This is a genomic window from Archangium sp. (genome assembly GCF_036277355.1).
In the GTDB taxonomy this organism is placed as follows: domain Bacteria; phylum Myxococcota; class Myxococcia; order Myxococcales; family Myxococcaceae; genus Archangium.
On the sequence record NZ_DASUNC010000066.1, the window covers coordinates 12,575 to 39,514 of the forward strand.

A 26,940-nucleotide genomic window follows, 5' to 3' on the forward strand; every position below is an offset into this window, starting at 1 on the left:
TTACCTCTGTCCAGCAAGGGGAGACACCGCGCCCGCGAGTCCTTCCCGCGTACGCGTGAGATGTTGCACCAGGAGTCGATTCGTCCGTGCGGCGGCGGTCAAGGGCAGGAAGTGTCCGGCTCCGTCGAGCTCGACGAGCTCTCCGCTCGGCAGCACGGAGCCGAGTGCCCGTCCATGATCCGGGGAGAGGACGCCATCCCGGTTGCCCACCAGCACCAGCGAGGCCGCGGAGATCCGCCGCGCCATCTCCCGGGTATCGAAGCTCGCGAGCGCGGCCTGATACGCCCCGAGCGCCTCTCGCGACGCACTCGCCTGGAGCAGGCTCGCGGTGTCGACGTCGCGTCCGAAGAGATCCCTCAACGTGTCCTGGTGGGTGGTCAGCTCCTCGGCGATGTGGGGGGCCTTGGATTGATACGCCTCGGCGAAATGCATGGCGGTGCTCACCAGCGTGAGGGAACGGATGCTCGGCTGGTGCTCGCTCGCGAGGAGCTGCCCGAAGCAGCCTCCCAAGGACCAGCCGACCAGGTCGAAGGGGGCATTCACCCCGGTGCGCTCGAGCGCCTGGAGCAGATCGCGCGTCCAGCCGGTGAAGGACGCCCGGTCGGCGTGGAAGGAGCTCCGGCCGTGTCCGGCATACGAGGGGATGACGATGCGGCGATCCGCGGCGAAGCCCTCGATCTGCGCCAGCCAGATGACCGGGTGGGTGTTGAGCGGGGGCAGCAGGACCAGGGGCTGCCCGGAGCCGATCGAATAGACATCCACCTGACGCTGTGCGTCCAACCGCACCAGCTCGTGCCGGGGCTCGGCCTCGGTGATCCGCCGGACACGCTGGAAGAGCACCTCATCGGCCTGCGTGCCGGAGACCTCCACCCGGGCGGGCTTCTCGTCCGTGCCCCGGGCGGCGAGGAAGGCCGCCAATTCCGCGAGCGTGGGTTGCTCGAAGAGGAGATTGGGCGGGAGCGGCCCGAAGCGCTCACTCAAGGGCTTGAGCACCTGTGTGGACACCAGCGAGTCGACACCGAGTGTGGCGAAAGGGGTGTCATCGCCAATCTGGCTCTCGGGGATCATCAGGGCCTCCGAGAGCTGCGCACGGACGAACGCGTGGTCCTCCGGGCTCGCCATCGCCGCGGGAGGCGGAGCGGCCGGGGCCTCGCGCTCCGTGCGTGGCAGCGTGGGCGGCACTGGCTCCCGCGGACGGGAGGGCGCCGAGGCCACGAACACCGCCGCGGCGAGTGCCTCCGGTGGGAGACGGCTCGCCGTCTGGATGCCCTCGAAGCCCAGGGCACCGAGCAGCCGGGTCCAGGCCTGGGGCGCGAGCAGGGGAGAGCCCGGGATGCGGCGCTCCTCGTCCTCATAGGCCCACCAGCCCTTCGTCAGGCCGAACGTGATGGTCGCGTAGTCCTCGCGCCGGACGAGTTCGTTCACGATCAACAGTCCTCCGGGGCGCAGCAGTCGCCGGACGTGGCGCATCGTGACCTCGATGTTCTTCGTCGCGTGCAACACGTTCGTGGCGAGCACGACGTCGAACCCGGCGGAGTCGAAGCCCTGCGGCTCGGGGTCCGTCTCGATGTCGAGTCTGGAGAAACGCAGGTACGGGCGTCCGTTTCCATAGGCCCGTTCGCCGTGACGGAGGAAGTGGCTCGAGATGTCGGTATACACATACTCGAACCCGCCCGGGAGGGAGACCTGGTCGAGACACGGCAGGACGGCGGACGTGGTCCCTCCGGTGCCCGCTCCCACCTCCAGCACCCGCCGGGCTCCCAGGCGTTCCACGGCACTGCGGACGAAGGAGGCCACCAGCGCGTTGTGATGATCCACGACGGCATTGCCGCGGTAGACCCCTTCGACGAGCTGGGTCGAGCCTTCGGGGAACATCACGCTGACGGGATCCCTCGTGCCGCAGAGTACCTCGGGATAGGCGTCGAGGCACGCCGAGAGGAGCGCGCGGTGGGGCCGGATGGCGGTGTGCTGGTCATCGAGCGCGGTGAGTTCGAGCCGTGCTTGCGCGAGCGTCGGGATGGTCGCCGGGCCGGAGGCAATGCCCTCGGCCGTGTGGGTGGCGAGCCCCGCCCGGGTGAGCGTCTCGAGCAGGAAGCGCACCAGCCGGTGGTGGGCGGGGGCGATCTCCGCTTCCCGCAGAATCCGCTCCACCGGACGGGCCCGCGCGTCGAGGATCCCCATGGACACCAGCATGGCGGCGAGCGCACGCCGGGCGCTGACCTCAAGCGCCTGGAACGGCCCTTCGAGCGCGCGCAGCTCCGCGCCTCGCGCGATGAGGGCGTCCGCATCCGAGAGCACCGCGGCGATGGGCGAGGAGGGCACCTCGCGCACCGCCTGCTCCGCCTCGGGGACGAGGCGCCGGACCGAAGCCCAGTAGCGCTCTCCCTCGAAGGGATAGGTGGGCAGCGGGATGCGGCGGCCGGCGATACGGTCGAACCTGCACGGTACCGCTTCCATGTAACGGCGGGCGTTCTGGCTCTCGTTCTCGAGCCCCTCGCCGGCGAGAAGCTTCCCCTCGGGAGCGGAGGCCGCGAGGGCCTGCTCGAGCAGCCGAGACAGCTCGCCGCGCGAGCGGAACACGAACGCGGTCCGGCGCTCGAAGTGCTCCCGGCCCCGGTTGGCCGTGAAGCACAGGTCCGCCAGCTCGAACCCGTCCCGGCCCGACACGAAGGCGTGCAGGTCGCGCAGGCGCTTCACGAGCGCCGTCCCCGTCCGGGCCGACACGAAGAGCTCGAACACCTCGGGGCCCGCCGAGGGGCGCTCGCGAGGGGGCGCCTCCTCGAGGACGACGTGGGCGTTGGTCCCGCTGAAGCCAAAGGCGCTGATGCCGGCCCGCCGTCGGGCCGTGTGCGTCCGGGGCCAGGCCTGGTTCGTCCTGGGAATCACGAACGTCGATGGCGGCAGCTCGAGCAGGGGGTTCTCCCGCTCGAATCCGGGTTGCGCGGGGATGCGCTCGGCCTCGAACGCGGTGAGGACCTTGGCCAGGCTCACGAGCCCCGAGGCGGGCAGCGCGTGGCCCACGTTGGCCTTGACCGCGCCGAGCACGCAGGGGTGGGCCCGGGGCGAGGCACCGAAGGTGTCGAGCAGCGCGCTCACCTCGATGGGATCTCCCAGCCGCGTTCCCGTGCCATGCGTCTCGACGTAATCGATGGTCTCGCTCGTGACCCCCGCCCGCCGGTGCGCGCGCCGTATCAACTCCGCCTGTGACGTGGCGCTGGGGGCGGTGATGCCGTTGGTCCGGCCGTCCTGGTTGATCTCACTTCCCAGCACGACGCCCAGGATGTTGTCTCCATCGGCGAGCGCGCGCTCCAGGGGCTTGAGGACCGCGACGGCGACGGCCTCCGCGGGCACGAAGCCGTTGGCGCGGGCGTCGAAGGTGAAGCACCGGCCCTCCGGAGAGAGCATCCCCGCCGTGGTCGCGAGCTCGTGGAACTGGGGCGTCGAGAAGAGGGTGACGCCACCGACCAGCGCCACCTCACTCGAGCCGGAGCGCAGGCTCTCGCAGGCGAGGTGGAGCGCGACGAGCGACGAGGAGCACGCCGTGTCGAGCGTCACGGCCGGGCCGTGCAGATCCAGGGCATACGCGACGCGCCCCGCCAGCATGGCCTCCGAGTTGCCCGTGAGCAGGTAGCCCTCGGGCTGCGCGCCTTCCCGTTGACGCAGGAGCTCCCGGTAGTCTCCCGGGAAGGCGCCGACGAAGACGCCGCACGCGCGGCCACGAAGCTCCGCCACCGCATACCCGGCATGCTCGATGGCCTTCCAGGACTCCTCCAGCAGCAGGCGCTGCTGGGGATCCATCAGCAGGGCTTCGCGTCCGGAGATCTGGAAGAACCGGGCATCGAACCGGGCCACGTCGTTGAGGTAGCCCGCGGGATGGCGGGCCCCGTTCCCCTCGCCTCGGGCGGCTGGCCTGGGTCCAACGAGCACGCGTCCCTCGCCGAGGGCGCGCGACAACTCCTCCACGCTGTTCGTGCCCGCGAAACGGCCGGAGATGCCAATGATGGCGATGGGGGCGTCACCGCGTGCGCCGGAAGGAGGCGCCCGGGGTGCTGGGTTCTCGCTGCTCACCGGGCTCACCGGCACGGCGGGTGGCTGCTCGTGAGCGGGAGCATGGGCGGGCACGGCCTCCTGCCGGGGCGGGAGGTTCACCGTGCCACTCAGGAGGTGGTCGGCCAGGGCATTCACATGGCCGAAGTTGTAGAGGTCCGTGGCACGGAGGCTCGTCCCGAGCGCGCGGTTGATGCGCGTGATGACGTCGACGGCGAGGAGCGAGTCGATGCCGAGCTCCACGAACGGCTGATCGAGGGCGAAGCGCTCCGGAGGGAAGCGTGTCGCTTCGGCGAGCGTGTTCACGATGGCCTCGATCACCTCGCCCCGCATGTTGCCTGGGGGCGGGGGGGAGCCACTCGATGGCGAGGACGCAGGCACCCGCACGTCCGTATGGGGGGGCGTGGCCAGGGGCTCCGGACGTCTGACCTCCTGGGCCACTCCTCCCGTCTCGAACCGGCGCTCCGCCGCGAGCACGCGCTGGCCTCCCAGGGAGGGATGATCGTGCGTGACATCGACCACCGAGGCGAAACCATTCGACTCCAGCAACGCCCGCCAGGTGGACGCCTTGGCCAGGGGCCCACCCGGCTGACGAAGCGCGACATCCTCGTGCTGCCACCAGCCCTGCGTCAGGCCGAAGGTCAACGTGGCGAACTCGAGATCGGTGGTCACCTCCTGAAGGAGTAGGACGCCGGAGGGCCGCAGCAAGCGGGCGGCATGGGAGAGCGTGACCGCGAGCGAGCGCGTCGCGTGAAGCACGTTGGTCGCGATGACGATGTCGGCCGTCCCCTCCAGCTCAGGGGAGGGCGGAGCCTCGATGTCCAGGCGCTCGAAGAGCACGCGGCCGTCGGGGCGTCCGAATCGCGACCGGGCCCGCGTCAGCAGGGTGTGGGAGATGTCCGTGTAGCGGTACGTCCACGGGAGCCCCGAGGGCAACGCCTCGAGGACGTGCCGGCTCGTTCCTCCCGTGCCCGCGCCAATCTCGAGCAGCACCACGGGTCGCTCCTTCGCCCGCGCCTCGACGAGCGCCCTGGCCACGTTCGCGATGGCCCGCCCGCCATGGTCGACGACGGGGTTGCCCGTGTAGACCCGCTCCAGGAGGTCCGCCGAGCCTCCCGGGAAGAGCACCGAGGCGGGATCGAGGCGTCCCGACAGGACCTCGGGCAGCTGGGGAAGCGTGGCCTCGAGCAGCGCGACATGGGGCGTGAGGCTCGGGAACCTCGACAGCAGCTCGTGCTTCGCCGGTTCCAACTCCGGGCCCCTCGCGAGCATGGAGGCGATGCACGCCCACAGACGCTCGTACGCCGGAGCCACGGTGATGCGGTCGCGCAGTTCGTCCGGGTTGCGGAACCCCGGCAGCACCGCCTGGAACGTGCGGCGGAGCGACGCGCGCGTGAACGCGCCGAGGGCCGCCTGGGCCTCCGCGTCGCGGCTCTCGAAGCGGCGGATCTCCTCGGGCAGTGCGTGCACGACCTCCACGAGGCGTGGGGCCGGCACCCACTCCGTGCGCGACCCGGACTGTGGGGGCTCGATGCCGAGCGGCCCCTGCGCCTGGGGAGTCGCGCGGACGACGAGCGCCCGGGGAATGCCCGCCGAGACGAGCCGATCCAACGCGCCGAATCCGTCCTCAGGCTCGATCGAGCCGATTCCGAGGCGGGCGAGCCGATCGCGAATGGCCTCGTTCGCCACGACGCCCACCGAGCCCCAATACCCCCAGTCCACCGTGACGACGCGGGTCGCCGGGAGCTCTGTCTCGGCCGCGCGTGCGAGCGCGTCGATGAACGTCGATCCGGCGGCGTAGTTCGCCTGCCCGCCATCCGCGCGCGTGGCCTGCGCGGAAGAGAAAAAGAGCAACCGCTTGGGCGGGCTCGCGCGGCAGGCCTCGAGGAGCGCCATGCCCGTCCTGGTCTTCGCCGAGAGCACGTCCTCGAGCGTCTCCAGGTCCATGGAGCGCAGGGTACGATCCCTGAGCACGAGCGCGGAATGCACCACGGTGTCGATCGGACCGAGCTCGGCCCTCGCCCGGGCCATCGCTCCCGCCAGCGAGGCGCGATCCCGGGCATCCGCGCGCAGGTAGAGGACGGTATGTCCCTGGCCGCGCAGCCGCTCGAAGGTGCTCTTCGCCCGCGCATTGGGCTCACTGCGGCCCACGAGCGCGATGCGTGCGGGCCCTTGCCGTGCGAGGTGCTCGGCGAACGCGAGCCCCAGCCCTCCCGCGCCTCCGAGCAGGAACGTCGTTCCATACCCACAGCGGGCCTCGCCCCCGGGGATGTCCAGCATCCGCCAGGCGCGCCGCAGGCGCAGGCGTCCGGAGAGACGGGTGAGGGCGCCTTGTGGATCCGCGGGCTCGTCCAGGAAGGACTGCAGACGCTCGGCCCTCTCCTCGGGCTCCACGAGCTCCGCCCAGGGGACGTCGGCACACACCACCGACCACGCGGGGTGCTCCTTCGCGAGGGAACCCACGAAGCCCACGAGGCTCGAGGACCCGACAGCGGTGGAGGCGGATGCGCCTTCCACATCGTTCACCAGCACCCGCAGCTCGAGGGGCTCGCTCTCGAAGCCGTAGCGGTGCAGCGCCTTGACCAGGTGGAAGAGCGCGTGGATGCCCTTGCGCTGGCTGTTCGCGAGCTCCGCCTCGCCGAGCGAGACGAGCGGTGTGGCATCCAACCCGGAGAGGAAGAGCACGCTCGTGGGCGCGCGTGCCTGCAACACGGCGGAATCGAGGGAGACCGGGTCGAAGTGGTCGACGAAGAAGACCTCGGCTCCGGGCAGCCGGCCCGCGACAACCCGGGCCAGCTCCGCGTGCTCTGGAGCGTGCACCACCAGCACGCGTCCCGGCCTCCGCGCCGTGGGGGGAGGCGGGGGCACGCCATGCCACACGGGCGTGGCCACGACGAGCTCGGGTCCTCCGGTCTCCGGGCGTGCGGGGGCCCGCGCCGACGCGGGGGGTTGTACGCTCTTCACCGCTTGCCGCTTGGGGGCGGGCACATCCACCCAGTGGGGCGTCCGCGCGAACGGATAGCCCGGCAGGCGGATGCGTCTGCCGGAGAAGGGCGCCTTCGGCAGCTTGTAGCCCCGGGTGTACAGGTCCCCGAGCGCGAGAAGCTTGCGCGAGCGCACCTCGCCGGCAGCCGCCGCGAGTTCCTCCGGGAGTCGTGCGTGCAGCTCGTCGAGGACGGGAGAGGTCTCGCGGGGCGCCCCCGAGAGGAGGCGGGGGTGCCGGGTACCGTGGACGAGGGCCTCAAGCGCTCCTTCCAGCTCCTCGCGCGTGGAGGTGACGATGGCGGCCCGGAAGTCATCGTGGTCGCGGCCCATGGCCAGGGTCGTCGCCACGTCCAGCATCGGGACGTCCGGGTGGGCCCGGAGGAAGCGCAGCAGCCCGGAGGCCCGTGACAGGAGCGCCTCGGCCGACTTTGCGGAGAACGCGAAGAGCGCCAAGCCGGGCATGTCCGCGCGTTCCCGCCGCAAGGTGGCGGGCGCCTCCTCGAGGAGGACGTGGGCGTAGGTTCCACCGAACCCGAACGAGCTCACGCCCGCGCGACGCACCCCTGGCTTCCCATTCTCCTCGGGCGGGCGCGGCCATGGCACGAGCTGCTCCGCGACGCGGTAGCGAGTCTTCGCCAACTGCAGGTACGGATTTGGCGGCGAGGAATGGAGGGAGGGCGGAATCTCTCCGTGCTCGAGCGCCATCATCGCCTTGAGGAGCCCCGCGATTCCCGCGGCGGGCTCGAGGTGGCCGATGTTGCTCTTCACCGAGCCCATCCAGCACACGGGCCCCTCGGGAGCGCCGTCTCCCAGCGCGGTCCGGATGGCCTCGACCTCGATGGGATCTCCCAATTCCGTTCCCGTCCCGTGGAGCTCCAGATAACCCACGGAGGCCGGATCGCACTGGGCGGCCTCATAGGTCATCCGAAGCAGGGCGGCCTGGGCCTTGGGGTTGGGCGCGGTAAGCGACTTCGCGCGTCCGCCGTGGTTCACGCCCGCCGCCCGGATGACGGCGCGCACGGGATCTCCATCGGCCAGGGCCCTCGCCAGCGGCTTGAGCACGACGACGCCAACCCCCTCGCCCTTGACGTAACCGTTGGCGCGAGCCGAGAGCACCTTGCACCGGGCATCTGGGGAAAGGATGCCCATGGCCTGTGTCACGGCGACGGTGTCGGGCGAGAGCACCAGGCTCACGCCGCCCGCGATGGCGAGCTCACACCGCCCCGTCCGCAGGGCGTCGATGGCCCTCGCGACGGCGACGAGTGCGCTCGAGCACGCGGTATCCACCGCCTCGCTCGGCCCGTGGATGTCGAGCCAATGGGAGACGCGGTTCGGAAGCATCGCGTGCGCGTTGCCCGTGGCAGCGAACGGATGCATCACCCCCGAGGCCGCCACCAGCGAGCGGTAATCGTCGAACTGGACACCGGCGAAGACGCCCACGGAGCGTCCGGCGAGCGTCCTCGGCGCGATGGCACCGTTCTCGAGCGCGTGAATCACCGTCTCCAGGAAGAGGCGGTGCTGGGGATCGAGCAGCGCCGCCTCGGTAGGCGACATCCGGAAATAGTCGGCATCGAAGCGGCGAACGTCATCGAGATACCCTCCCTGCCGGGGCAGGGTGGGATGGTCCTCGGCGTTCCATCGGTCCGCCGGGACGTCGCGGATGAGGTCATTCCCCTCGCGCAGGTGGGCGAAGAACGCCTCCAGGTCGTCCGAGCCAGGGAACCGGCCGGCGGCGCCCACGATGGCGATCGCATCCTCCTGTTCGAGGAGAGCGGACGCGGGGACCGGAGCTGGAGTCAGAGGCACGGCCGGCTCCCGAGGCACGGACGGAGAAGACGGCTCTCCGGCGCCGCCACCGGCCGTGGCCATCGGGACCGCGAACGCCCGGGCGAGCTCCTCGGCGTGTTGGAATTCGAAGAAGGCTCCAGGGGCCAGGGCGATTCCCAGCTCGCTGGAGAGCACGGTGGCCAGCTCCTTCAAGCCAATGGAGTCCAACCCCATGTCCGCGAAGGGCGTGGTGGGTTCGAGCTCATGGAGAGGAATCTTCAGGTACGTGCTCGCATGGCGCAGGAGTGCGGCGACGATGTCCCGCTCGTTGGTCCGCACGGTCTCCAGGAGGGGCGCCTCGGCGGCGGAGGGGGCCTTGGGCGCTACGGGAGCCGGCCGCGAATCCGCCGGGCTCCTGCCCATGAGCAGTGCCTCAATCCGTCCGCGTTCCCCCGCGACGACGGCGACCTCGGGCTGGCCGCTCGCGAGCAGTCTGCCGAGCGCCTCGAGCCCAGCGCCCGTCGGCAGGGGCCGCAACCCGTACCGCTCCTCGAGTGCACGCTCCGTCTCGGGGTCGGCGCGCATGCCTCCCTCCTTCCAGAGGGGCCAGTCGATGCAGAGCGTCGTTCCCCGGCGCCGCCCCTGGCGTACGGCCTCGAAGCGCTCCTGGGCGAAGCCCGCCAGGTACCCGTTGGCCGCGGCGTAGACGCTCTGTCCGACTCCCCCGAGGTGCATGGCGAGCGAGCCGAACAGGACGAAACATTCCAGGGGCTCATTCGCCGTGAGCTCGTCGAGCCAGCGCGCCCCGTCGATCTTGGGCGCGAGCACAGCCGCGCGCGCGGTGCCGTCGAGAGTGGACAGGATCCCATCGCGTTGGACACCGGCGGAGTGGAACGCCCCGGCGAAGGGGCCCACGCGTCTCCGCTCCTCCTGGAGGACCGCCTCGAGAGCGGTGCGATCCGAGACGTCACAGCGGACGTAGCGCACGTGCGCATCGTCTCCGAGCTCACGCAGCCGCGCCAGGGCCTCCGCTCCGGGTGCGGAGCGGCCCAGCAGCAGGATCCGGGCGTCGAAGCGTTGGCGCAGCCAGGTGGCTACATGGAGCCCGATTCCGCCCAGGCCTCCCGTGAGGATCACGTGGCCGCCGCGGGGAAGCTCGAAGCGCGCCCCCGTCCCGAGCGGCTCGTGGGGCTTCAGTCCCAGGGTCCACCGCGCACCATCCTTGACCCGCACCGCCGGGCCCCAGCGACGCTCCGGTCCAAAGGCCGCGACGAGCGCACCCAGGGCCTCGAAGCGCCCGCGCGCCTCAAGATCGGCCACGACGAGCTCCCGTGAGCGCTCGCGTCCGATGACTCTCGCGAGCGAGGAGAGCGCGAGCGTCCACCGCTGACGCGACGCCTCCGGTGCCACCGGCACGACGAGCCAGCGCCGGATGCCGGGCCACCGGTCGAGGCTCGCCTCGAGTTGCCCCAGCACTCCCTGGACGGCGTCGGCCGAGTCATCCGTCGGAATCGGCAGGCGCACAACAGCGAGCTCCGCGGTGGCATGCTCCTCAGGAGACACGAGCTCATGCTGTCCCGCGAGGCTTCGCGACAACAACGGCGCCGGTTCGATCACCATGACGCGGCGGCGTTCCTCGACGCTCGCGTCTTCCTCCACCTTCCAGACCGGGACGAACTCGTGCACGGAATCTCCAGGCCGCTCCGCGCTCCGGACGGGCACGGGCGTGCTCGGGGGCCGCACTGACGTCTGGAGCCAGTGGCGCTCCCCCATGAAGGGATAGGCCGGCCACTCGAGCCGGCGGCCTCCTCGGATCACGTCATCGATGCCCCGGGTGCTGTCGCGCACATAGGCCGCGACGAGTTCCTGGAGCGCTCTTCTCGCGCTCGCGGCGTCTTCCGCCCGCTCCGCGGAACGGGCGAGGAGCGAGAGATCCTCGTCACGCTTCGGCCCGGTGGAGGCCGAGGGATTCGCCAGCCATGCGCGCATCGCCGCCACGAGCTCGTTCCGGGAGCTCGCGACGAAGCCCACGCGGCGCTCGAAGTGCTCCCGGCCCCTCGCGAGGGTGTGGGCGATGTCGACCAGCGCCAGCTTCTCGTCCTGGCAGCGGGCCATCGCGCGCTCCATCACACGGACGAGCGCGGCGTCGGTCCGGGCCGACAGGAGGAAGGGCAGAGGGCGGCCATCGTCGACGGAGGGCCGCACCCGCGCCGGGGCCTCTTCGAGCACCAGGTGGGCGTTGGATCCGCCCGCGCCAAACGAGCTCAGACAGGCCCGGAGGGGTGCATCACCCCACCGGCGCCACGGCTCCTCGCGGTGCACGAGGTAGAAGGGCGTGGACTCGAGCTCGAGCAGCGGGTTCTCTTCCTCCGCGTGCAACGTCGGCACGAGCGTCTCGTGCTGGAACTGGAGCAGCACCTTGGTCAGTCCCGCGATGCCCGCCGCGGACTCCAGGTGGCCGATGTTCGACTTCACCGAGCCAAGCGCGCACCGCTGGCGCTCCGCCCCCTCGAACGCCAGGGAGAGGCCCCGCACCTCGATCGGATCACCCAGGGCGGTCCCCGTTCCGTGTGCCTCGACATAGCCAATCTGCCCCGGCTCCACGTCCGCCCGTGCCAGCGCGTCGCGGATGACCTGGGCTTGTGCCGTGGGGCTCGGAACCGTGTAGTGGTTGGTCCGTCCCCCGTGGTTGAGCGAGGAGCCGCGCAGCACCCCGATGATCTGGTCACCATCCCGCATGGCGTCGGCGAGCGGCTTGAGGACGACGGCCCCGACGCCTTCTCCCGGCACGTAGCCGTTCCCACCGCGTCCGAAGCTACGGCAGAGCCCCTCGGTCGACAGGAAGTGGGCCTGCTCCAGCAGGACGTACTTGCTGGGATGCGACATCACGTTGACGCCACCGGCAAGCGCCATGCGGCACTCCCCCCGGCGCAGGGACTCGGCGGCGAGGTGGATCGCCGTCAGTGACGAGGAGCACATGGTATCGACCGCCATGCTCGGTCCCGTCAGGTTGAGCACGTAGGAGACGCGATTGGCGATGGATGCGAACGAGGAGTCGGTCGGCGTCGGGCGTTCGGTGCCCCAGGTCTCGGCGCCGACGAGCTGGTAGTGCCCGAACATCGCTCCCACGAACACACCCACCGAGCCATTGAGCCGCTCGATGGCCCGGCGGGTGATGGCCGCGTTATCCAGGGCCTCCCACGAGACCTCCAGGAACAGCCGCTCCTGGGGATCGATCCGCTCGGCCTCCCGCCCGGAGATGCCGAAGAAGCGTGCGTCGAAGCGAGCGATATCGTCGAGAAACCCCCCGCGGGCACGCCCGGTCGAGAGCTTCACGGGAGGCGAGAAGCGGCCCTCGGGCACGTCCGTGACGAGATCCCGCCCCGCGCGGAGGTTGTCGAAGAACACCGCCAGCTCGGGAGATCCTGGATAGCGGCCCGCGATGCCGATGATGGCGATGGGCATCCGTGCGTCCACCGGTCCGGGCCGCTCCTGGGACACGGCCTCGTCCACGCGCTGCTCTCGCGCTTCCGGAGCGGGCGGCGGCCGGGACGGCTCCACGAGGGCCATGGCGGCCTCGCGCCGGGTCGATACCAGGTGGACCGCGAGATCGCGCGCCGTCGTCCACTCGAAGAAGAGCGTCTTGGGGAGACGGCCGAAGTCCCTCTCGAGGTCCTCCACCATGTTGACCGCCGTGATGGAGTCCACGCCGTAGCTGTCGAAGCTCTTCTCCGCGCGCACGTCGGACGGATCGAGCCCGAGGCGGGCGACGAGCACCTCCGCGATGCGCTGCTCGACACGGGCCTGGGCCTCCGGCGCCTCGCCCGGGGCAGCGAGCGTGCTCGTGACCAGCACGGGGGCTTCGGCGCCCAGCCGTTGCAAGTACGGGCCGAACTTCGAGGCGTCTCCGTAAGCAACGGCCCACGCGCGTCCCTGTGCCCCCAGCGAGGCATGGAACAGCTCCAGCCCGGCTTCACCGGGCATGGGGAGCAGTCCGAGGCCCTGCGCCCGCGACGCGGCTCCGGTGCTCATCCGCAACCCATCTCCCTGCCATTCGGGCCAGGCCAGCGACAGGAAGTGGGTTCCCCGCGGATCTCCCGCCCGGGTCTGGATCCAACCATCGAGCAGCGCGTTCGCCATCGCGTAGGCCGTCTGTCCCAGGTGTCCGAGCACGCCGGCGAGCGACGAGAAGGCGACGAAATGCGTGAGCGCATCCGCCTGGGTGGCCTCGGCCAGGTGGAGCGCGCCCTGGAACTTCGCACCGAAGGCCAGGTCGAAGCTCGAGCGCGTGACGTTGCGGAGCAACCCATCCTGGAGCGCGGCAGCTGCGTGCACGACGATGTGGATGCCACCGAGTTCCCGGCGGATGGCCTCCGTGGTGCGCAGGACGTCCTCGCGGTCGCGGATGTCACAGGTGAAGCCCCAGAGCCGTCGCTGATCCACGAACGAGCTGTCGACATGCCGACCCACCAGGGCCACGCGCATGCCGCACCCGGCGAGCTCCTTCGCGAGGAGCCGGCCAATGGCGCCAAATCCTCCCGAGACGAGGGCAACACGCCCCTCCAGGCTGGCCCACTCCGGGGTGGGAAGCGGCGGAACCGGCTTGAGTGTGCGCACCAGCCGGCGTCCCGCGAGCTGCCGGACTTCGACGTCCCCGGTCATCAACTCCGCCAACAGCGCGGACGAGTCGGGCGTGGCCGTGATCACGGCGCGGAGCGAGCACAGGGGATGTTCGCTCTGGACCGTTCGCGAGAGCGCGCCCAGGGCCCGCTGGAGCATGGGGGCGATGGGCACATCGGGCAGGACGATGAGCACCCGGCACGTGCGCTCGCCGCCGCGCGTGAGGCGCTGCACGCGCTCGACCAGCTCGAACAACAAGTCCTGGAGGTGGGCCGCACCCGCTCCCACGCCCGACGGCCTCGGAACGGGCGGAGCGATGACGACATCGAGCGAGGGAGCCTGTCCGAGCTGCTCCTCGGCCGCGTGGGAGCCGGCGAATGGGGCGGCCACGACCCTGATGCCGTTGCACGCCCTGACGAGCATGTCCCGGCGCGTGGGCTCGTCGTCGAGCAGCAGCAGGGCCGCAGCGGCCTGGTAGGGCGGGGGGGCCGGGGCCTCGGACCAGGCATCACCGTAGAGGGCCGGGCTGGCGGCCAGTGAGGCGGTCGCGAGCTGGTCGAGCGCCTCACGCGCGGCGGCCATGGAGAGTCGTCCCTCACCCAGGTGGGTGAGGATGTCGCGGATCTGGTTCTTCATGTTCCTTCCACCGTCCTCGTGCGCCCCGGGCCTCGCGTCACCGCGAGCGCATTCAGGAGGTCTGTTGCCTTGTCGAGATCGATTGTGCCGCGCGTGAAGAGGGCGAGCACCTCTTCGGTACGCTCGGGGCCGGGCCGGGCCGGGGCCGGGGCCGCGATGTTGCGCACTCCGAGACCGTGAAGCTCGAGCACCACCGCCCCCGTGCCGTCGACGACGGTCGCGTCGAAGGAGCCGTCCGTGCGCCGCTGGGCGGTCACGGTGAGCTCGCCAGAGGCCACCGCGCCGAACACGAGGCTCTCCGCCGTGAAGGGGACGGCCGTCGAATGGCCGTCGGGCTCGAAGCCGATCAACGCCTGCAAAGTGCCGTCGAGCAGGGCGGTCCTCGGGCAGGGCGCGTCCGCCGGAACGAGAAGGGTACCGATGACGGCCGCACCTACCTTCTCCAACTTGTAGAGGACCCGGAGCGAGCCGCCATAACGGACGCGACGCCCGTCGAACCGGCGGTAGATGTCCTCCGCGCCGAGCACCCACGCCCTGGCCGGGGAGCCGTCGCGAGAGGGTGCCCTGGGCGGACGCGCCGTCGGCGGTGTGCCCGCCTCGAGGGTTCCACGCGCGAAAACCTGGCCCGCCGTGGAACGCACCTCGAGCGAGGCACTGTCGTCCGCAGTCCGGCGGATCTCGGCGACGAGACCCGTGGTGTCGGCCTCGTGGATGGGACGCAACCACGTCCAGGCACGCATGCCCACGTGTCCAGTGGCGAAGAGTCCGCCCAGGGTCTCGGTGGCGCAGGCGAGGAGCCAGGCTCCGGGCAGCGAGGGGACTCCATCCACGATGTGCTCGGTGAACAGCCGCGAGGGCGGTTGGAGTCTCACGCTCGTCTCCACCCAGTCGACCTTCGCGAGGGCCGGTCCGCAGCCTGACGCGGGGACGACGGAGAGCGGCCGCGCCGGGGGGACGAGCCAATGCTTCCTACGGGTGAATGGGTAGGTCGGCGGCAGCAGCAGCCTGAACTGGCCCCGAGGGTGGAGGCGTGAGAGATCGACGCGGCCGCCCCGCACGAAATGCGCGGCGCAGTCCTTGAGCCCGGCGTGCTCGAACGAGCCTGGGGTGAGTGCCGGTGCGTCGCGAAGGCCTCGCTCGGGCGTCACGACATCGCGCGCCGCGAAGCTCAGCAGCCGCTCGCGCAACTCCCGCATGCTGGAGACGACGAACGCCGCCCGGTAGGTGAGGGGCGTGCGGCGGGTGTTGAGCGTTCCCGCGACGTCCATCAGCTGCGACTCCTCAAGCCCCTCGAGCCAGCACCCCAGGCGGTGCGCGTGGGTGACGAGCGCCTCCTCGCTCTCCGCCGACAGGGTGATCAGCACGTGCTCCCGGGAGGACACGGACGACGAGAAGTCCGGCCTGGGAGGCTCCTCAAGGATCACGTGCGCGTTGGCCCCCCCGGCTCCGAACGAGCTGAGGCCCGCCCGGCGAGGGGCGGGCTGGCCACTCGAGAGGGGCTTCACCCACGGCGTCGGCTCTCCGGGCAGCCGGAAGGGCGTCTCCTCGAGCTTCAGGTGGGGATTGGGCGGGTGGGCACGCAGGGTGGGCGCGATCTCCTCGTGCTCCAACTGCAGCAGGACCTTGAGCAGCCCCGCGAGCCCGGCGGCGGACTCGAGGTGGCCCACGTTGCTCTTGAGCGAACCCAGCCAACACGGACCCTGCTTGCGCGCGTACCCGAGCGCCAGTCCTCGCAGCTCGATGGGATCGCCCAGCTCCGTTCCCGTGCCATGTGCCTCGACGTAGCCGATCGTCTCGGGATCCACCGAGGCGCGCGCGAGCGCTTCGGCGATGACCTTGCCCTGCGCGGTGGGGTTGGGCACGGAGTAGCCACTCGTCTTGCCCCCCGCGTTGATGGCCGTGCCGCGGATCGTCGCGAGGATGCGATCTCCCGCGGCCAGGGCGTCCCGGAGGGGTTTGAGGACGGTGACCACGACGCCCTCTCCATCGACGAATCCGTCCGCGCCCTGTCCGAAGGGACGCGAGGTGCCTGATGGCGAGAGCATCCGCATCGAGCACAGCCGCGAGAGCTGCCGCGGGTGGATGATCAGGTTGACGCCTCCGACCACGGCCATCTCGCACTCGCCCCGGCGCAGGCTCTCACACGCCAGGTGCAGCGCGGTGAGCGACGAGGAGCACGCGGTGTCGACGGCGAGGCTGGGGCCGCGCGCGTCCAGGAAGTACGAGAGCCGGTTGGCGATCGACCAGTGCGCGGAGTCCGCGTTGTTCGGCTGGCCCTGGAGGGCGTGCTCTGCTCCCAACCACCCGTAGCCGTGGTTCATGACGCCCACGAACACGCCCACCCGTCCGTCAGCGGCGGCGATGGCGCCTCGCGTCACCCCCGCGCGCTCGAGCGCCTCCCAGGACACCTCGAGGAACAATCGCTCCTGGGGATCGATGATGGCCGCCTCGGCGGGCGGAATCTGGAAGAAGAGCGCATCGAAGCTCGAGATGTCCTCGAGGAACCCCGCGCGGTTCACGTACCGGTGGCCGGGTGTACGTCCCGAGGGATCCATCCCTTCCGTGGGAGACCACCGCGAGCTGGGTGCCTCGCTCACGAGATCGTGCCCTTCTCGCAGATGCGCCCAGAGCTCCTCCGGCGTCGATGAGCCCGGCAGCCGGCAGGCCACCCCGACGATGGCGATCTCCAGCGGTTGGGAGCCCGGATGCTCGGTGGCCGGTTGCCCGGAGGCAACCCGTACCGCCACTGCCTCCTCACGTGCCGCCGGTGCCTCCGCGTGGGCGGACGGCGGCGGGGGTTGCGGTTCCGGCTTCGGCTCCTCGGAGACGAGCCGTGCCAGTGCCTCCGGCAGGGGCCGCTCCAGCGCCAGATGGGCGGCGAGTCTGCCGAGCGTGTTGTGCTCGAAGAGGAGCGTCGAGGGGAGCTCTCCGAAGATCCGCCGCAGGGGACGGAGGATCTCGATGGAGAGGAGCGAGTCGATCCCGTAGGCATCGAACGTCGTCTCGGTATCGAACGCATCGGCCGCGAGGTCGAGGGACTCGCCCAGGACGGAGCGCAGGTGCGCCGTCACACGCTGGACCGCGCGGCCGGGGTCCTGTGGGGCGGAGGCCCGGGTCTGCCCGGCCTCTGGGGACGCCGTGGCGAGGGTCCTCGCGAGGCTGAGCACGGGGGACTCGTTCACGGAGAGCTCCGCTCGCGCTGCCACGAAGATCTGACTTCCTCCGAGCGGGGTGGCGAGCACCCGACGCGCGTCCGCGAAGCCACTCGTCCCCAGCAGCGAGAGCCACGCCTCCTCGTCGAGGAGGGGAGAGGCCGGAGAGCGGGCGGCATCGCTCGGCCACCACCCATCCGTGAGCCCGAAGACGGCGGTGAGGAACAGGCGCGGCGAGACGGCCTCCCCCAGCACCAGCCGGCCTTCGCGGCCCAGTAGGGCCCGGGCCCGGAGCAGCGAGCGGCGGACATCGGTGGTGGCGTGGAGGACGTTGGTGGCCAGCACCAGGTCCTGCTCGCCCGGAGTGAGCGCCGGATCCACGGGCTCCTGGTTGAGGTCGAGCCTCGCGAAGCTCATGGGCGCGGGCGTGTTCGCGAAGGCCCGCTCCGCGCGCTGCAGGAACGCCTTGGAGACGTCGGTGAACGTGTAGCGGGCCTGGATGCCGGCCCGCTCGATCGCCGCGAGCACGACGCGGGCGGTGGCCCCCGTGCCCGCTCCCAGCTCGAGGATCCGGACCGGATGGGCATGGCCCCGCGCCAGTTTCACCACCTCGGCCGCGAGCCGCTCGTTCAATGCATCGGCGGCCGGGTTGCCCCCGTAGACGCCCTCGAGCAGCCGGGCCGAGCCCTCGGGGAAGAGCACGCTCAGCGCATCGCGCTCGCCCGCGAGCACCGCGGGGAACGCGTCCGCGACACGCTCGACGAGTTCCACGTGGGGCGAGAGCCAGGGCCAGCGCGCGCGCAGATCCGTGGCACGGAGGGACGGCACGGCGCCGGCCGCGGTCCGCAACCGGGGCGCCAGCGCCTCGGCGAGCCGTTGGTGCCGGGAGACGACGGGACGAAGCCAGCCCGTCCCGTTCCACATGCCCGCCGCCACGAGCCGCTCGACGAGCAGCGCTCCACAGAGCGCGTCCAGCGCATCGAACGGCTCCGCGAAGTCATCGGACGAGGCCGGCGGCTCCGCCGTGGAGGGCGCCCCCAGGTGGAAGCCCAGGCGCCGCGCCGCGTCGCTCGTGAGGCGCATCGCGAGCACATGGGCGTGCGGGCCGTCGGCGATCCGCTCAAGGGTGGCGAATCCTTCCTCGGGCTCGATCGACAGGATTCCACGCCGCGCGAGCCGCTCACGAATCTCGGGTTGGGCGACGATGCCCACGCCCCCCCAGTACCCCCAACCCACGGACAGCACCCGGCGCTGGGGCGTGTTGGCGCGCTGGGCTACTCCATCCTTGAAGGCACACCCCGCCGCGTAGTTGGCCTGCCCCGCGTCTGCGAGCACGCCCTGTGCTCCGGAGAAGAGCAACACCGTGTGCACGGGCTCCCGCGCGAGCGCTCCCAGGAGGTTCACGGTCCCGAGTGTCTTGGGCTCCAGGGCCTCGCGGAACGCGGTCTCGTCGAGGTTGGCGAGCGTGCGATCCCTCAGCACGAGCGCCGCGTGCACGGCCCCGTGGATTGCTCCGAACCGGGCGCGGATCTTCCCGAGCGCGTCGTCGAGCGATGCCCGGCGCGTCACGTCGGCGCGCACGTGCAGGGTCATCGTCTCCGTGGCGTCGATCTCGCGCAGCCGGGCCCGGACGGAGGCGGAAGGCTCGTTCCGGGAGAGGAGCGCGACGCGCACCCCCGCGCGAACGAGCCGCTGGGTGAGCTCAAGCCCGAGTCCGCCCGTTCCTCCCACCACAACGACCACCTCACCCGCGATGAACGGGGCACGGGACGCGGTGGGGAGCGTCCGCTCCACGATGCGCCGCGACAGCCGCTTCCCGTCCAGCAGCAGGGCCGGGGTCCCCTCGGGATGGGCGGGCTCCGCCACGAGTGCCCGGGCCACGTTTCCGGCCTCCGACGCCCAGGGGGACGGCACGACGTCGACGATGCTGACGCGGTAGGTGGGGTGCTCCTTCGCGAGTGTCTGCCCCAGCGCCACGACGGAACAGGCCGCCGGACGCACGAGGGTCCCTGGCGTGGCGGCGTGCGCTCCGGTCACCGGGACGAAGACTCGCAGCGCGCGATCGCGGTGGCCGTAGCGGTGGAGGCTCTTGAGGAGCCGGAAGAGCGCGAGCGGTCCCCGCTCCTGCTCGAGCCGGGTGGTGTCCTCACGCAGCTCGGCACCCTCTGGATCGTAGCCCCCCAGGAAGACGAGGGTGTCGAGCGCTGGGGTCTGGAGCACCGCGGTATCGAGGGAAACGGGATCGGTCTCCGTGACCTCGACGATCGTCGAGGAGGACCATTCGCGCCGGAGCGCGGCCACGAGCGCGGGGGTCCTCCCCGTGTGGGCGATGAGGGCGCAGCCGGGCGTGGTGCGTTCCGCGGGCGTGGAGACGTCCGCCGGGGACTCGGCGAAGGTGGTCACGAAGGTCGACATCCGGACCGGACGCTCCGCCCGGAACGAGACGCCCCGCAGCAGGATGCGCGCCGTGCCATCGGGCAGCGTCAGCGCGACATCGAATCCGGTGGCCGAGCGCTTCCGGGCGATCGCGCGCATCTGCGGCTGCACGGGACCCAGGAAGGAGACCCGGTCCACCGAGAACGGCACGAGCGGCTGCTCATCCCCGAAGACCATGAGCGACTGCAGGGCTCCATCCAGGAGCCCCGCGAGCTGGTCGAGCGGTGTGGCCGCCCCCGATTCGAGCTCCGTGACGGCCACGTCCTCGCCGAACGAGATGCGCGAGATGGTGCGGAACGTCGGGCCATACTCGAAACCCCAGCGCGCGAACCGCTCGTAGACCTCGGCGGCCCCCAGGCTCCGTACGAGGAGGCCCGGGGGAGGCATTGCCTCAACGGTGTCCGGGCCGCCCGGAGCCACCTGCCGCGCTTCGAAGAACGTTCCCTCCGCGGTCCGTCCGACGAGGACTCCCTCGCGGCTCCTCTCGAACTCGAGGCGCAGGGGCTGATCGATGAGGACCGGCCGCATGAACACGGCCTCCGAGAGCCGCGCGGGCCCGGTCTGATGGGTCATCCACCAGGCCAGCGAGAACACGCCCGGCAGACGGTTGCGCGCCTGGATGCGGTGATCCCGCACGATCACCGCCTGGGGCGTAAGGGGGCAGCTCGCCAGCTCGCCCATGGCGCTGTCCTGTCCGGTGCCCCTCGGGCCGTCTGGCGGGGGCTCGTGGGGGGCCGTGATCCACGCCGTGGTCGGCTCGAAGGCATACGGTGGGAGCGGGATGCGCTCTCCACGCGTGTCCGCGAAGAGCGCGCGGACGTCGAGCTCCGTGCCCCGGCTCCAGAGTTCTCCGAGCCGCTCGAGCATGACCCGGCGCGCCACGCCATCCGCCTCCCGCCGCACGGCATCGACGAGGGTGGTGGCGGAGAGTTGTCCCGTGGCTGGCTCCCGGCTCTGCGGCGGTGGCGTGAAGCCCTTGAGCTGGGCGTGGAGCTCTTCCAGACTGCCGGCGACGAAGGCCGCCCGGCAGGCGTGATGGTCCCGTCCCTGGGCCAGGGTGAAGGCGATGTCCCGCAGACGCGCGTCGGGATGCTGCTCGATCCAACGGGCGATCCGCCCGGCGTACCGCGCGAGCGCCTGAGGGGTCTTCTGGGACAGGAGCACGAGCGACGCGCGCGCGGGCGTGTCCTCTTCGGGGCGCCGGGCGGGGGCCTCCTCGAGGAGGACGTGCGCGTTGACGCCGCCAAAGCCGAAGGAGCTCACTCCCGCACGCCTGGGCAGCTCGACTCCACCCGCATCGCGAGAGGCCTTCCACTCCTCCGTCGTGCGCTGGATGTAGAAGGGGGAGGTGTCCAGCTGAAGGTAGGGATTGAGCTCGTCCGCGTGAATCGTCCTGGGCAGGACGCGCCGCTCGAGCGCCTTCACCATCTTGAGGATCCCCGCCATGCCGGCCGCGGGCTCCAGGTGACCGAGGTTGCTCTTCACCGAGCCGATGCCACAGGTCTTCTCTCCCTCGGCCCAGCGTCCCAACTCCGAGAAGGCCAGCTTGAGCCCCTCGACCTCCACGGGATCACCCAGCTCGGTTCCCGTGCCATGCGCTTCGATATAGCCGATGGACCGGGGATCGATGTTCGCGCGGCGCATGGCGGACTGGATGAGCTGTGCCTGTGCCCGGGGGTTGGGCGCGGTGAGCGCGGAAGCGCGCCCGCCGTGATTGACCGCCGTCGCGCGAACGACCGCGCGAATGGCGTCGCGCTCCCGTAGCGCCCGCTCCAGGGTCTTCAGCACGAGGACCGCGGCCCCTTCTCCCTTCACGTACCCGTTGGCCCCCTTCGCGAACGCCTTGCACCGGCCGTCCGGAGACAGGATGCCCATCTGGGCCGTCGCGGTGAACGTCCGGGGATCCAGCATGAGGGAGGCGGCCCCCACGAGCGCCACGTCACACTCGCCATTCTGGAGGGCGAGGCTGGCGCGGTGCAGCGCCACGAGCGAGCTCGAGCAGGCCGTGTCGATGGTCTCGCTCGGTCCGTGGAGATCGAACATGAACGAGATGCGGTTGGCCCCCATGGTGTGGGCATTGCCCGTGGTGCGGTACGGGTGCATGACGTCCAGCAGCCGTCGCTCGTATTCATGGAACTGCAGCCCCATGAAGACGCCCGTGGACGTGCCCGCGAGACTCGAGGGCGCGTAGCCCGCGTCCTCGAGCGCCTCGTAGGCCAGCTCGAGCAGCCAGCGCTGCTGCGGATCCATGAGCTCCGCCTCTCGGCGGGACAGTTTGAAGAAGGCGAAGTCGAACCGGTCGATGCCGTCGACGAAACCGCCCCAGCGCGACACCTCGGCGTCGGTTCCCCGCTGCACGGCGGGCAGGGGCCAGCGCTCCGGAGGAATCTCCCGGATCAGATCATCCCCGTTCGCGATGTGGTTGAAGAAGGCATCCAGATCGCTCGAGCCCGGGAACCGTCCCGCGTAGCCGACGATCGCCAGTGCCCCCGGCGCGCCGGGTCCGCTCGTCGGCCGCTCGTCTCGTGGCGCCACGGCCTCGATGCGCGGGGGGGGCGCGGCCGGCCGGGTCACGAGCCCCTTGTCGAGCAGGTGCTGCGCCACCGCTTCGGCGGTGGTGTGCGTGTAGAAGAGGCTGGGCACCGTCTCCACCGAGAAGTGCTGGTTGAGCCGGTCCGAAAGCGCCTTCATCGACACCGAGTCGAAGCCGAGTTCTCCGAACGTCGTGTCCCGTGTGATGTCCTCGGGGCGGATCTTCTGGATCTCGCTGATGAAGCGGCGCAGCACTCCCGCGACCTCCTCCTTCTCGTCAGGCGCCCGGGGAGCCGAGCTGGCGGTGGGGACGGCGGAGCGCTCGGCGGATGCGAAGGGGTTGTCGAGCGCGCGGGCGATCTCCTCCGCGCGTCCCACCGCGACGACGAAGCGCGACGACGTCGTCCCGCGGATGGCCGCACCCAACACGGCGACCGCGGCCTCGTCTTCGAGGAGCCCGAGCCCGAACGTCTCCATCAGCCAGTCGCGGTATCCCGCCGCGGAGCCATTGACGCGCTCCACGTCACGGCGGAAGAGGGGCCAGCCGATGGCCACTGAGCGTCCCCGGCGGTTTCCGCGCTCGACCTCCGCGGCGCGCGTCTCCACGAAGGCCTCGAGCGCGGCATTGGCGGCGGCGTAATCCGTCTGCCCCGCGAAGGGCAGGCTCGCCGCGATGGAGGAGAAGCACAGGAAGTACTCGAGCGGTTCGTTCCGGGTCGCGTGATCCAGCGTCTCCGCGCCAGCCAGCTTGGGCCGGAGCGCCCGGGCCCAGCTCTCCGGGGTCTTGGTCTCGAAGAGACCGTCATCCCGCCCGCCCGCCAGGTGCAGCACGCCACGCGGGATGCCAAACCGGGCCCTGGCCTCTTCCAGCGCGGAGCTCACCCCCGCGAGGTCGGAGACATCCACGGCGCGGTACAGCACGTGCTCCCGGGGCAGCTCCTCCAACTCCCGGGACACCTTGTCCGGCGAGGAGCGCCCGAGCACCAGCAGGGACTGGCCGTCCGCGAGCACCTGCTTCGCGAAGAGGCGGCCCAGGCGGCCCAATCCCCCTGACATCACGACGAACCCGCCGGAGGTAGTGGCTGGCTCCACCTTCGTGAGATCGAACGGTTTCCATTCGCGCCGCGAGGCCGCTCCGCCGGTGCGCCGCACGAGCACCGTCTGGGGCCGAGGCAGCGAGAGCTCGTGCAGCACGTACCCGGCCGTCGCATCGCTGGCGGGGCTGTCGTCCCACAGGACGCGCACGTCGGTGGTGGGACGCTCCCGGCGAATCACGGCCGCGAACGCGCCGAGTGCCTCGGCCATCACGTTCGAGAGCGCTCCCCGCACGACGAGCAACCACGTCATCCCGGAGCGGGGCGCCCGGGCGAGCCGCTCATGGAGCCGCGGGAGTGCCTCGAGCACCGAGGGGGTCGAGACCTCGAGCACCGAGGCCCCCGGGCCTTCACCACGCTGGAGGTTGGCGCCCCGGCGCACGAGGGCCTCCCGCAGCTCCGGCGAGCCCTCGAATTGAAGGGGCCCTCGCGCTTCTCCGGGTTTGCGCTCGTCCTGGCTCCAGGCCGGCGCGAACGCATGGATTCCCTCGAGCCGGGAGCGCTTGGGAGGCACGCGCGGCGTCCCCGGTCCCGTGGGCCTCGGCAGGCCCACGCGGTCCTTGCGGAACGGGTAGGTGGGCAGGGAGGTGAGCCGCGCCTCTGGTGTGAGGGAGGTGAGTTGGACGGACTCTCCCCGGACGAACGCGTCCGCGAACGCGTCCAACCCATCGTTCTCGCCGCGGCCCGCGCGGGCGCGTGCCGAGGGTTCCCTGAGCCAGGCGCCGAGGGAGTCGCGCAGGCCGGCCATGCTGCGCGCCACAAACGCGGCCCGGTGTCCGAACACTTCGCGGCCGCGCGCGAGCGTGAACGCCACGTCGTCGAGCCGCTCCTCCGCCCCCTCTCCGCCGAGGAATTCCCGCAGCGCCTGGACCTTGAGCTCCAGCGCCGCCGGGGTCTTCGCCGAGAGCGCGATGACGCGAGGCGCCCCGGTTTCCGGAGTCCTGCGAGGAGACGGGGGGGCCTCCTCGAGAACCACGTGGGCGTTGGAGCCACCCGCCCCGAAGGAGCTGATGCCGGCGACGCGTCGGTCTCCCACGGGTTGCCACGGCGCCAGCTCGCGTTGGACCACGAGCCGCTGGCCGAAGTCGATGTGCGGGTTGAGCTCGTCCGTGTGTAACGTGGGAACGAGCAGGCCATGGCGCATCTGCAGCAGCACCTTGGTGATCGCCGCCACTCCCGCGGCCGACTCGAGGTGGCCGATGTTCGATTTGACCGACCCGATGGGCAGCAACGGACCCGGGCCGAGGGCCTTGAGCAGTCCGCGCACCTCGATGGGATCGCCCAACTCGGTCCCCGTGCCGTGGGCCTCGATGTAGCTCAACATCGAGGCATTCCCCGCGCGCTCCCATGCGGACCGGATGACGTCCGCTTGCGCATTTGGGCTCGGAACGGTGTAGGCCTGCACCCGTCCACCGTGGTTGATGGCCGAGGCGCGCACGATGCCGTGGATACGATCCCCGTCCTCCTGCGCCCGCGACAGCGGCTTGAGCACGAGGACTCCGACTCCCTCGCCGGGAACGTAGCCGCTTCCTCCCAGGCCGAAGCTCCGGCAGCGGCCGTCCTTCGACAAGAACCGTCCTCGTGCCAGCAGGAGGTACTTGTTCGGGTGGGACATGATGTTCACGCCCCCGGCGAGCGCGACGTCACTCTCCCCGCGCCGCAGGCTCTCGCAGGCGAGGTGGAGCGCGCTCAACGAGGACGAGCACATGGTGTCGACCGCCAGGCTGGGGCCGTGGAAGTCGAACAGGAACGAGGTGCGGTTCGCGATCGACGCGAAGGACGACTCCAGGGCCACGGGGTTGCCCCGCCAGGTTTCGTCGATGCCGTGGAGCTGGTATGGCCCGTACATCACGCCGACGAAGCAGCCCACCTTCTTGCCCCGCAGCAGCGGAGGCGGCAGGGCGGCGTCCTCGAGCGACTCGTACGCCACCTCCAGGAACTGCCGCTCTTGCGGATCGATGAACTCGGCCTCCCGGGGCGAGATGCTGAAGAAGAGCGCGTCGAAGGCATCATGCCCGTCGAGGAATCCGCCCCACTTCCCGTACGTCTTCCCGGGCTTGCCCGACTCCAGATCGTAGTACTCGTCGTGGTTCCAACGCTCACGCGGGACCTCGCGGATGGAATCGCGGCGTCCGACGAGGTTCTTCCAGTAGGTCCGCAGGTCCGGCGCGTCGGGGTAGCGGCCCGCGACGCCGATGATGGCGATGGGTTCATCCGAGGACTCCGGCCGCGTCTTCGCCGGCGCGGGGCGCACCGGCGCCACGGCCGCCCTCTCACCCGGTGTCTCGCTGGGGGTGGAGGGCGGGGGCGCCGCGACCGTCTCTGCGGAGGACGCCTTCATCCACGTGGACACAGCGGCGGCGTGCTCCTCGCTCAGGTGGCGCGCGAGCCGCGCGACGGTGTCGAACTCGTACAGGAGCGTCCGCGGCATCCGGCCGAGGGTGCGTTCCAGCTCCTCCGTGACCTCCATCACGACGAGCGATTCGATGCCCAGGTCCTGGAAGCTGGTGTCCACCCCCAGGCGTTGCTCATCCACTCGAGTGTGCCGGGCGATGATCCGGGTCAGGTGCCGTTCGAGCGCCGGGAGCTGACTCTCGGTGGGCTTGGCGGCAACGGGTGCCGGAGTGACGGTGGGCGGCTGCTCGGCGGGGCGCTCGGGTCCTCCCGTGCGAAGCTTCTGGAGGATGATGTGCGAGGTCGGGCCGCCGGCACTCCGCTCAAGCACGTCGAGCGCCTCCTGGGGTTCGAGCGGGACGACGCCACGCAGTTGCGACAGACGCGCGACCTGGGCAGGGGACGCGAGGCTGGAGCCCGCCCAGAGCGGCCACTCTACGGCGAGCGTTGTCCCCCTCCGATGCCCCGCGCGCCTGGCTTCGTCGCGGCGCGCGCAAAGCTCCACGAGGGCCGAGTTCGCGGCCCCGTAGATACTTTGGCCGACGTTGCCCTCGCTCGCCGTGACGGATGAGCACACGAGGAAGAGGTCGATCGGATCCGTGGCCGTCGCCTCATCCAGATGGATGAAGCCGGTGACTTTGGGCTCCCACACACGCCGGGCCCGGTCGGGCTCCGTGTGGAGGACGAGCGCGTCGTCGACGATGCCCGCGGCGTGCACCACCCCGCGAACCGGTCCCAGGCGGCGGGCTTCTGCCACGGCGCGCTCGACATCGGCGCGCGACGTGACATCTGCCCGCTGGTACTCCACCCGGCCTCCCGAGGAGCGTAGCGCCTCGAGCGCACGATGGACCTTCTCGCCGGGCTCGGACCGGCCCAGGAGTACCACCTGTGCACCGCGCGTGGCCGCAAGCCAGCCCGCGAGGATTCCTCCCACGTGACCCACGCCCCCTGTCACGAGGTAGACGCCGCCCTGGGGCGGCGGCGTGGAGCGCTTGGAGAGGGGCAGCTCCACGGCCACCCGCTCCGCCGTGTTCATCGCCGTGACGCGCACCTCGTGGAGCGAAGCGGGTCCCAGCGAGAGCTCGTCGGCCACCAGCTTCTCGAGTTCGCATGAGGCATCGGCCTCGAGGGCCCGGACCTCGAACCCGGGATGCTCCAGGGCCAGCGAGCGGGCGAAACCTCCCGCCGCAGCCCGGACCGTCGGGTCATCCACCAGCGTCAGGATCAATGCACGCCGGACACCCTCGCGAACGAGTTCCCGCACGAGCGAGAGCAGC

Annotated in this window: 2 protein-coding genes (1 of these 2 running past the window's edge); both read right to left on the bottom strand. The window is 71.1% G+C overall.

The genetic code is table 11. From position 1 onward, the window contains the following. On the bottom strand, window positions 1-14,055 hold the full coding sequence (locus VFZ09_RS17900) for an SDR family NAD(P)-dependent oxidoreductase (protein ID WP_329728803.1): 14,055 nt from the start codon (window positions 14,053-14,055) through the stop codon (window positions 1-3). Next, a protein-coding gene (locus tag VFZ09_RS17905) for an SDR family NAD(P)-dependent oxidoreductase (RefSeq protein ID WP_414640714.1) crosses the window boundary here: on the bottom strand, window positions 14,052-26,940 show its 3' portion. 4,115 nt of this gene lie beyond the right edge of the window; the window shows 12,889 of its 17,004 coding nt (coding positions 4,116-17,004); the start codon falls outside the window, past its right edge; it ends in the stop codon at window positions 14,052-14,054. Before VFZ09_RS17905 ends, VFZ09_RS17900 begins: the two co-directional genes overlap by 4 nt.